The organism is Streptomyces sp. C10-9-1 (assembly GCF_024497955.1).
Lineage (GTDB): Bacteria > Actinomycetota > Actinomycetes > Streptomycetales > Streptomycetaceae > Streptomyces > Streptomyces sanyensis.
Genome location: NZ_JANHKP010000024.1, coordinates 84,912 through 94,004, shown reverse-complemented (window position 1 = coordinate 94,004; position 9,093 = coordinate 84,912). Strand labels below are relative to the sequence as shown.

Genomic DNA, 9,093 nt, shown 5'->3' with positions numbered 1-9,093 from the left:
GCTTTACGCCAGGCAGCGAGTTCGGCGGCGACGTCGCGGGTTCGGTTCAGCGCCGTGGTGAGTGTCGCGATCTCCTGGCCGCGGCGTTTCATGTCCTCGCGCAGCTCCGCCCTGCGCGCCTCGGCGGCTTCCTCGTCGAACATGGCCGGGTTGGTCTCGAGCACGAAGCGGGCTGAGGTCGGCTCAGTTGCGGTGAGCAGCTGCGCACCGGTGCCGACGGCGATCGCGGCTGCGGGCAGCAGGTTTGCCGCTTTGATGGCGGTGCGGGCCTGGGGAAGCTGTGTTGCGTCGACGAGCACGACTCCGTCGGCGAGTTCTGGATGTGTCGCGATGAGGGTGACGCGTTCGCTGGCGGAGGCATTTTGCGCCAGGTACTGCCAGCCCGTGTGGGCGGCGACGCCTGAGTCCCGCAGAACCTCGACGGCGGCCTCGACCTCGGGTCTGGCCGGCAGCAGGCCGCCGTCGCCCAGCGCGGTGAGAACACGGTGGTCGCCGTTCTGTACAGCGCGCAGGCCGTCCAGCCGTTCTTCACGTGAGCCGATGTCTTCGGCAAGCTGACCGGCGAGTGCTTCCGCCGATGCGTCGAGGGTCTCCGTGTCGATACGGTCTACCGCCAGGGCCGCGACGAGCACGTCATCGGCGGCCAGTCGAGAAGCCCGGGCGGTCAGATCCTTCAACTGTTGTGCTATCGGCTGCTGTTCACGCTCCTTTTCCAGCAGCGCCCCGGCGGCTTCGCTGGCGCGGATTTGAGCGTCCTTGAACTCCCGTGCGACCTCTGCGGCCTTGCGTTCTGTGGCAGCAAGCGTGTCCTTGAGGAGGTCTGCTCTCGCGCGGGCTTCCCGGGCTGCAGCGGGCACGTCTGTGCCAGCCGGCATGAGATTGTCGGAAATGGCCTGGGCTACTGCGCGGGCCGTTTCCCCGACTTCGGCCAGGGCTGCCTGCTGTGCGCTGCGGGCCTTCTCCTCGTCCCGCAGCGCGGCAGTGCGCTGCTCGTCCGCCTTCTTAGCGGTCAGCTTGCACTCTTCAGCTTCCTGATTGAGCTTTCGTGCCTGCCCATGGTCATGGGCTGCCGCGTTGTGGAGTTTCGCCAGCAGCTGGGCCGCGGCCGCGTCGCGTGCGGCCAGAGCGGGTCGTGCAGTCTCCTCGGCGTCGGCGATCTGTCGCTCGAGCGCGCGTGCGTGAGCGACTGATTGGTCGCGGGCTTCGACCATCTCGGATGCCGTCCAGCCAGCCAGCTCGAGCTCGACCGCTGCTTGTGCGAGCTGCGCAGCGTCTTGCTGTTCCTCCGCGGCAGCGAGTTCCAAGGCAATCGTCTGACGGCGGATTTCGTTGACGACGTCACGCGTCCGGTCGCGGTCGGTTTCGGATGCGCTTGCTTCGGATACTGCTGTGGCGTGCTCACCAGTCAGCCGTCTGGCGGCAGTCCGTTCAGCGTCATGGCGCGCTGCGAGTTGGGCACCGAACGCGTGGATGTCTTCCTCCGTGCGCTGCAGCGCGGCTCGCGCCTGTATCGCCGTGGTGTGCGCCGCGCCGCAGGGGTGCAGCGCTGCTACGGCGCCTTCGGCGAAGTCGCGCTCCATCAACATCGCGGATCGATCGCCGACGATGGTGGCGTAGCTGTCGAAGTTGTCCGCCACGCTGACGGCGTCGGCCGGGTCCATGACGATCGTGAGGAGCCAGTCGACGAATTCCTTGCTGCTCTTGAATTTGAACGCGCTGGCCGCCTCCCCTTCGTCTGCGTTCATCTGGCGCTGGATGGCGAACAGCTCGGGTTCGATGCGCAGGCTGCGCAGATGGTCGAGCCACTCCCCTTGATGGGATCCGATCCAGGCCAGCTGAGTGGCTGGGTGATTGCGGTCGATCTCCTCCAGCGCTTCCTGGAAGTGGCCCAGTCGTAGGCGGCGGCCGTCGGCGGTGAAAGGGAGCGTGGACACCTCGACGGCGGGATTGGGGCGCAGCGACCACCATGCCTCACCCAGCTTGCGGCCGTCGCTGGTGCGCTTGCGTCGCCACTGGTAGGTCTTTCCGGTGACGATGCGTTCGCCGGTTTTGACGTGCATCCACTCCAGTACGACGTGTCCCGCGTCCTCCCCCACGACGAACTTCTCCAGAACTTCGGACGCGCCGCCGAGGGTGTTGCGTTTCCCGGGCAGGATGACCGAGAAGAGCAGTTTGAGCAGGACGCTCTTGCCGCCGCCGTTTTCCAGAAGGAGGAGGCTGTAGGGGCTGGGGCGGCGTGGAGGGGCGTCGAACAGCGTCCCCCCGCCGATGGGCTGGCCCACGTCGGCGAGATTCAAGGTGACGTCGGTGAAACGGGCACCGCGCGGGCCGACGCCGAACATGCGGACGCGGTTGAGTTCGTACACAGTCATCCCCTACAGCTTGGCGATGTCGTCGGGTGACCATTCGACGGCGGTCAGCGTGCCTGTTCCGTCAGTGATCTCGGTGATGCCGAGCGCCAGGAGCTCGTCGAACATGATTGCGCCGGCCTCCCGGACTTGTGCCCGGTAGCGCGGCGTCGTTCGGTAGGTGCCGCCTCGCGCGTCGCCGGTGCGCACCAGCAGGCCTTGATCGGCGAGGAAGGCAAGGGCCTTGCTGACGATGCCGGTCGTCGAGGTATGGAGTTTGCGTCCGTCGCCGGTCGCCCCGGTCTGGGCGCGGCGCTTATAGACCCTCCACACCGCCTCCAGGCCCGGTCGGTCGCTGGATGGGTCGGTGTCCGCTCCTTCCGCCGTGGCGGTTTCGGCCAGAGCGGTGGAGGCTTGTCGCACGAAAGCTTCGACTCCCTGTGCGGTGATCCGGCCGAGGTAGGTTTCGTCGGCGAGGTCTGCCGGGCGTGGGAATGCGAGGGTGGCGGCGCCCAGGTGGGCCAGGGCGTGGAGCACCCGCTCGTGTGCTTTCCCATCGCCGCCGGTCCGACGCGCATAGTCGGTCATCCGGATAGCGAAGACGCTTTCCTCGGTGGAAGCGACGACCACGCCCGTCCGCTCGGTGACCTCGAGGATGACCAGGTCCAGTCCTCGGGCAACGGCGGCGGTGACGGTGGCGAACTCGTCGTCGCTCCGAAAGCGCCGCACCAGCCGCCTGTATTCATCGTCGCGGGAGGGGACGAGTTTGGGCCGTAGGCCGAAACCGACGAGGCGGGAGGCTTCGGCGGCGGTGTCGGCGGCGCTCATGCAGCCCCCCTTTCCCGCCCGGCAGGCATCAGATCTCGGGAGAGGGCTCCCACGACTGCCCCTTCAGGCCCTGCGCCGTCGCCCTCGGCGGGAGTGATCAATCCGGCTCGGGCAACGATGAGATCGGCGCCAGCGAACTCGGGATCACTCAGCACGGTGCCGTCGTCCACGGCGAGAAGCACGGAAGACGCGCCGTGCCGGACGGCCGGGCCGATTTCTTGCGCTGCGAGGGCGAGCACCCGCACCACCACGAGCAGCGGCAGCTCAGGATGCAGCTCTCGAGCTTCCTCCAGCAGCCCGGACAGACGTCGCGGCGCCTCCACGTCGAGGTCCAGCAACCACTCCAGGTGCTCGTAGCACTCCTCCGGGAAGCGAGGCACCTCTGCCACCTCGGACAATTCCGGCTCCTCGATTTCGCTGCCCAGCGCCTCGCGGACCGCTGGAGGAGTCACCAGCAGGGTAAAGAGGTCAGCCAAACGCAACGCCGGGCGCACGGCCAGTCCCACGACCCGCGTGAAGTAAGCGGCGAGCACCCCGTCGGCGTCGCGCACCGGCAAGGCGAGCGCCGGCTGCAGGAGCTGAGCGTGGAGGTCGAGGTCCGCCCGCATGGGCTGCGGTGCGAACGTCTGCCGGTCCTGCTCAGCCCGAAAGCGCCGACCGGCGTTCTGGAGTGCTGCCTGAAGCTGCTCGTGACGTCGCAGGCAATCGCGGACGATCCCGACGAGCGCAGCGGCCTGCTGCTTGCGCACAGGGGTATCGGCGGTGTCACGCGCCTCTGTGATGTTCACCAAGATGGCGTTCTCCGCCCGGCAGCGGGCCTCGATGTGCTCAAGCGCCTCCGCGATGAACGTCGGCATGGCGGTCAGCCAGTCCACCGTACGCACGTCGCGGCTCGTGGCCTCGAGCCGCTGACGCAGCATCTCGCCGTACTGGATCGTCCGGTACCGCGCGGCCTGAGCAGCAGCTTGCGCGTCTGAGAGCCGACCGCGCCGAATCAGCGTCTCCAGCCGCACATCCGCGGCAATCTGCGCCGACTCGATGTCAACTTCCAGCGCACCGACCAGGACATTGACCGCCTCGTTCGAAGCACGCAGATAGATCCCGCCGTCGGCTCCCGGAACCTCCTCGAGAAGGCGGAAGTCGAAATCACGCCGCTCGTACCGTCCGTCGGTACCCGTCATCCCGTAGACCGCGCGGAAGCCGCGATCAGCCGATCCCACGTTGAGCAGGTTCTCAAGAACCCACCCAGCGGCGTGCTCGTGCTCAGCTGCAGAGCGGTCCGGCGCCTGATCAGCGGCGTACCGGGACAGATCTTCAACGGTCCGCTCCGGAGAAGCGCCGGCGTCGAAATCCATCGCGAGAGTCACCAGATCGATCGCGTGCAGCCCAAGCTCGCTCATCTGGTAGGCAGTCAAGTCAGCCGACTGAACGGATGACTTACGGGCGTCCAGGTCGTGTAGGGGCGCAGTGCACGCGAGCGCTTTGATGCGCTGCGCGAATCCAGTGTCTAAGTTCGCAAGTCCTTCAGCCACCCTCTAAACGGTAAGGGGGAGCACTGACAACGCGCCGCGGATGGCTAAAGTCGACAGTCAAGCTGGCCGAGATCCCAACGAAACGCTCCTGGTCACGACTACCCTGACCTGCGGCCCGACCCGGACTACCGGCTGCGGGTCACCGAACGGCTCACCCTGATGCCGCAGGGCCTGCGGCTGCATCTGGAGCGGCGCACGGTGACCGCCAGGGCGGTTGCCGGGACGGCCGTCGACGAGGCGCTGTCAGAGCTGCGCCGTCCGGTGCACGGGGCGGGTGACTGACTCCGGCAGCCGGATGTCCGCACTGCCGCGGGCGGCGTTGAGCTGGGGCTGGGTGAGGAAGAAGGCACCGGTCAGGTCGGCGTCGCGCAGATCCCCGGTGGGTTTCCGTCGGGGTGTTCCTGGATCCAGGCAAGACCTCCGATGTCGAGACGGGTTCGGGTGCGTGTGACGGCAACATAGGCGAGACGGGCTTCGCTGTCGTCGATCGGGCCGGGGATGGGGCGGCCGTGTGCGTCTTGCCGGTCGGTGTCCTTGGGCGGGGTGAAGTCGTCGGCGATTCTCACGCGTGCCCACTCACGGCCCTTTGCTTTGTGGGCGGTGGAGACGGTGACCTTGGCGTGGTGTTCTGGGGTGAGGCGGTTGACGGCGGTGAGGATGGCTTCGGGGCCGTGGGTGTCGACGAGGTCGACCAGGGGTTGGAGGTCGCGTCCGGAAGGATCGTGGGCTGCATAGTCCTGGACGGCGCCCCAGGTGGGGAAGAGGACGAGTTCGGGGTGGTGGGTGCGTCGGCCTTCTTTGAGGTCGCGCGCTGCCAGGGCGAGTGTGCGGAGGCTGTCGCCGCCGCCAACGAGGGCGACGGGCGTGCCGGCGGCGAGGTGGCTCATGACGTGTTTCATGGTGCCGACGTTGGTGCGACACAGGACAGCGTCGGGTTGGGGGACGGGGCCGAGTTCGGTCGGCATGGTGTCGGTTCCGGTCAGGCGGATGGGGGCGTCGGCGATCGCGAGCCACCTATTGGCCTCGCACGCCAGGTGAGGGCCGAAGCGGAACGAGCGGGACAGAGCGAGCTTCGTGCCGTCGAAGCCGGTCATGACGTCTTTGGCGCCGCGCCAGTGATAGATGGCCTGGGCGGAGTCGCCGACCATGACGAGTTGGGCGTGACCGCGCTGGTTGTTGAAGATGTGTTCGACGACGGGGTTGGTGTCCTGGGCTTCGTCGAGCAGGAGGTAGTCGGTGGGGATCTTGGGGTCGGTGAGGGACCAGATCTTGAGGAAGTGGTCGGGGTCGAACCGGACTGCGCCGTCGTCGGGGTGCTGCAGGTCGGCCCAGGCTTTGTGGGCGTAGGGCAGGACGGTTTCGGCGAGATGGCCGCGTAGTTGGGGGTCGTCGAGTCCACGCAGGGGCGGAACGTGGTTGGCGGTGATGGTGGGGTCTGCGGAGTGGCAGAAGCGAGTGACGGTGCGCAGGACGGTGTTGGACACGGTGGTGGGCGAGATGTCGTGGTCGCCGATGCGGACGGTTGTGGTGATGCCGAGGTCCTGGCCGGAGCGCCAGGCGGGGCGTCGGGGTGCGTCGAGTCGGCGGGCGTAGCGGTGGCCGAGGGCTGCGTAGGCGAGGGCGTGGGCGGTTTTACAGGTGACGGTGGTCGGGAACCGGGTGGCGGCGTCGTGGGCGATGGCCCGGTTGTAGGCGAGGTAGCGGCCGCGGCGTCTGGTGGCGGTGGCGAGGAATGCGAGGGTGGAGGTCTTTCCGGTGCCGGCGCCCGCTTGGAGGGCGATGTGGTCACCGGCGCGGAAGCGGTCGGCTGTGTGGGCCTGTTCGTCGGTCGGGGTGAACACGTCGCGGCTCCGGGTTGGCGGGGACAGAGGGGGGATGGTTGGCACGGACGGCTGCGTCGCGGGCTCGGCGGGCCGGGAAAGCGGCTGAGTGCCGCGGCCGATCTGTCGCCCGGCGCCAGGAACCGGGGATGCCGGCGATGAGGGGGCTTGTGGGTTCAGCCCGAGGTACGGCGAACGGCCCGTGGTAGGCGGGTGGCGAGATGGGCGTAGTGCTTGATCGGGTCGAAGGGCTCCCATTCGGCGAGGGCCAGGTCGGCTGCCCCGGTCGTTGCGGCATGGATGGGACAGCGTTGTGTGCGCCAGCGCACCTGCTCGGCGTACGGCCGGCCGCCGAGGTCGTAGACAGCGATATCGACGGCAGGCAGGGCCAGTTGGCGGTGTCTGCGGAGCACCGCGGGGGTGAGGATCCAGTGTCCGGGTGCAGCGGGGTCGAGGACGGGCTGGTGGCATCGGGTGCGGCGGCGGGTCTGGGCGACGCACTGGATGTCGTCGATGGGGTGGGCTGCGAGGTATCGGCCGTACAGGAGCTGGACGACCGGGCGCTCTGGCCGGCACGCACCGGGTGCTGTGGGCGGCGTTCGGGGGGTGAAGGCTCCGGTGTCGAGGAGTCGCCGGGTGTGGAGGGCGAGGCGTCGACGGAGGTGGTCGAGGGCAGGTGACGGCGGCTGGGGTGCGGCGCGTGCCGGGCACAGGATGGTGTGGGCGGTGCGGCACCATCCGCTGGCGTCGTCGGCGGGGTGCGCGATGCCGGAGGCGACATGCCAGCGAAGCGGCTCCGGGACGGCCCTGGCAGGGAGCTCCATGGGATGGAGTGCGACAGGCTGCTTGTCGGTGGTGGTGTGCCAGTCGATTCGGTTGCCGCAGTCTCGGCACGCTCCGCGTTGGGCGATGTGCAGCAGGCGGCTGGGGCAGTTGGCGGCGATGGTCAGGACGCGGCGGCGGTGCGAGACGACGGGGCTGCCGTCCCAGTGGCGTGGCGTGGGGCGGTGGGTGGAGTGCATGGGCGTGAAGGTTCCACTCGGCGCGCCACGTTCAGGGTGTCCACGCTGCCGTCTTCCCCCGGCCGGCCCAACAGGTGGGTATGGGCGTTCGGGGGTTCGGTCGCCAGTTCCCGCCCGGTGACCGATTCGGGTGATCCTCGGGGGGCTGTCGGTCGGGGGCTATGCAGGACTCTTGCCGGGGGGGTCGTGGCCGGTGCACAGGGTGGCGAACAGGCCGCCGAGGGGGACGTCGAAGGCGTGGCCGAGGGCGTGCCAGGTGGCGAGGGATCCGATGGTGCGGCCTTGCTCGATCTCGATGAGGGTGCGCCTGGACAGGCCGGTTCGGGTGGCGAGTTCGTCGTAGCTCCAGCCGCGGTCGCCTCGCAGGCGCGCGAGTTCCTGGCGCAGCGCGTCGAGGTCGGGGTCGGGGTCGGGCGGCAAGATCGTCACCCGTCCATCGCACGGTGCAGACCCCTGCCCTGTCAGTGCAGACCTCTGCCCTATTTGTGTAGATGGCATTCCGAGCGGAAGGGCAGAGGTCTGCACTACGGTGCCGCCGTCATGCCACTCCCCGCGGCCGCTTCCCTGGGACGCCAGGCCACGGGGCCGAGCAGAAAGAGACCAGCGGCAGATGAGGCTGTGCACCACACGCCCGCCGGCGCCCCGCACGTGGACCATCGAACTACGGCCCCAGCCACAGGGACCGCTCCTCGTCTGTACTCAATGCGCCCTCGCTCCCGAAACCCTCCACGGCCACAGCGCACGGTCGGCAGCCCTTGCCCACCTGGCCCGGCACGCCCGCTGCTCGCTCCTCCCCCAGCACCTGCGGACATGCCAGTGCCATGAACGGGGCTGTCGCTGGCATCCGCGCCACCGCGGCTGCGACGGCCCGCTGCTTCTCGTCCTCTCCCGGGAACACGGCGGGCGGCTGTGGCGACTCGCCGACACGTGCACGGCCTGCGCCCACGCCATGAAGGACGCCAGTATCGTCCCCGACACCACACTCACTGCCACCCTGCGCCCCACCCGACGCCCGGGCAGGGGCTCGACTCGCACAGAGGGTGCCGAGCAGGCCCTGGTGCGCGACATGCTCAGCTATCTCGCCGCCTCACTTCCCCAAAGAGTCAGTCCGCGGGGGCGGATCCTCGCTCTGCAATGCGTCTTGCGGGCAGACCCGCACGGCCATCTGCAGCTCCCCCGTGGGCTGGTCCGGGGCATGAGACTCCCTCAGCCCGAAACCGCCGGGCAAGAGCTCGCCGACAGCGGCTGGATCCGCCCGTACTCGGGACACGGCGACACCATCGCCGGCCGGCTCACCGACCCTCTTGTCGGAAGCCTCGGTTCGCGACGCCGCCGTCAGGCAGCCGACTGGGCCCTGCGGGTGATCCAAAGCGGTCTGGTCGCTCGCCTCGCCCCGGCCCCACGCCTTCTCGCCTTGGCACTCGCCGCACACACTCCCCACGGCGAGACGGCCGGACGAGCGGAAGCCGACCAACTCGCCCGCCGCTGCGGCCTGTCACATGACGGACTGATCGGCACACTCCCGCTGCTCGCCAGCCAGCGC

At 68.8% G+C, this 9,093-nt stretch carries 5 protein-coding genes and 3 pseudogenes; 1 reads left to right on the top strand and 7 read right to left on the bottom strand.

All coding sequences use genetic code 11. The features are described 5' to 3' along the window. The 3 genes and pseudogenes from NPS70_RS27415 to NPS70_RS27405 all read right to left on the bottom strand — a co-directional run. Positions 1-2,372: pseudogene (locus NPS70_RS27415) on the bottom strand (hypothetical protein); the annotation flags it as partial. A 3-nt stretch (positions 2,373-2,375) separates the two neighbouring features. After that, positions 2,376-3,176: a hypothetical protein gene (locus NPS70_RS27410; protein WP_256527142.1), complete on the bottom strand. Its 801-nt coding sequence runs from the start codon at positions 3,174-3,176 to the stop codon at positions 2,376-2,378. Continuing rightward, positions 3,173-4,591: a hypothetical protein gene (locus tag NPS70_RS27405; RefSeq protein WP_256527141.1), complete on the bottom strand. Its 1,419-nt coding sequence runs from the start codon at positions 4,589-4,591 to the stop codon at positions 3,173-3,175. Before NPS70_RS27405 ends, NPS70_RS27410 begins: the two co-directional genes overlap by 4 nt. Positions 4,592-4,813: 222 nt before the next feature. Between NPS70_RS27405 and NPS70_RS27400 the strand changes: the two are divergent. Then, positions 4,814-4,990, top strand: a pseudogene (locus tag NPS70_RS27400) (cytochrome P450); the annotation flags it as partial. On the opposite strand, the pseudogene NPS70_RS27395 reads toward NPS70_RS27400, so the two are convergent. The 4 genes and pseudogenes from NPS70_RS27395 to NPS70_RS27380 form a co-directional block, all read right to left on the bottom strand. After that, positions 4,952-5,083: pseudogene (locus NPS70_RS27395) on the bottom strand (pentapeptide repeat-containing protein); the annotation flags it as partial. The pseudogenes NPS70_RS27400 and NPS70_RS27395 sit on opposite strands and share 39 nt — an antisense overlap. After that, positions 5,062-6,549: a UvrD-helicase domain-containing protein gene (locus tag NPS70_RS27390; protein WP_256527140.1), complete on the bottom strand. Its 1,488-nt coding sequence runs from the start codon at positions 6,547-6,549 to the stop codon at positions 5,062-5,064. The pseudogene NPS70_RS27395 and the gene NPS70_RS27390, both read right to left, overlap by 22 nt. A gap of 155 nt (positions 6,550-6,704) precedes the next feature. Then, a complete protein-coding gene (locus tag NPS70_RS27385) occupies positions 6,705-7,550 on the bottom strand; it encodes a DUF6083 domain-containing protein (protein ID WP_256527139.1) in 846 nt (281 codons plus the stop codon). A gap of 159 nt (positions 7,551-7,709) precedes the next feature. Next, entirely contained in the window at positions 7,710-7,979 is a 270-nt protein-coding gene (locus tag NPS70_RS27380) for a helix-turn-helix transcriptional regulator (RefSeq protein WP_256527138.1), read from the bottom strand. Positions 7,980-9,093 lie beyond the last annotated feature (1,114 nt).

Excerpts from the sequence above, each read along its gene's own strand:
- NPS70_RS27410 (WP_256527142.1), bottom strand. The coding sequence starts at position 3,176 with ATGAGCGCCGCCGACACCGCCGCCGAAGCCTCCCGCCTCGTCGGTTTC.
- NPS70_RS27385 (WP_256527139.1), bottom strand. The coding sequence starts at position 7,550 with ATGCACTCCACCCACCGCCCCACGCCACGCCACTGGGACGGCAGCCCC.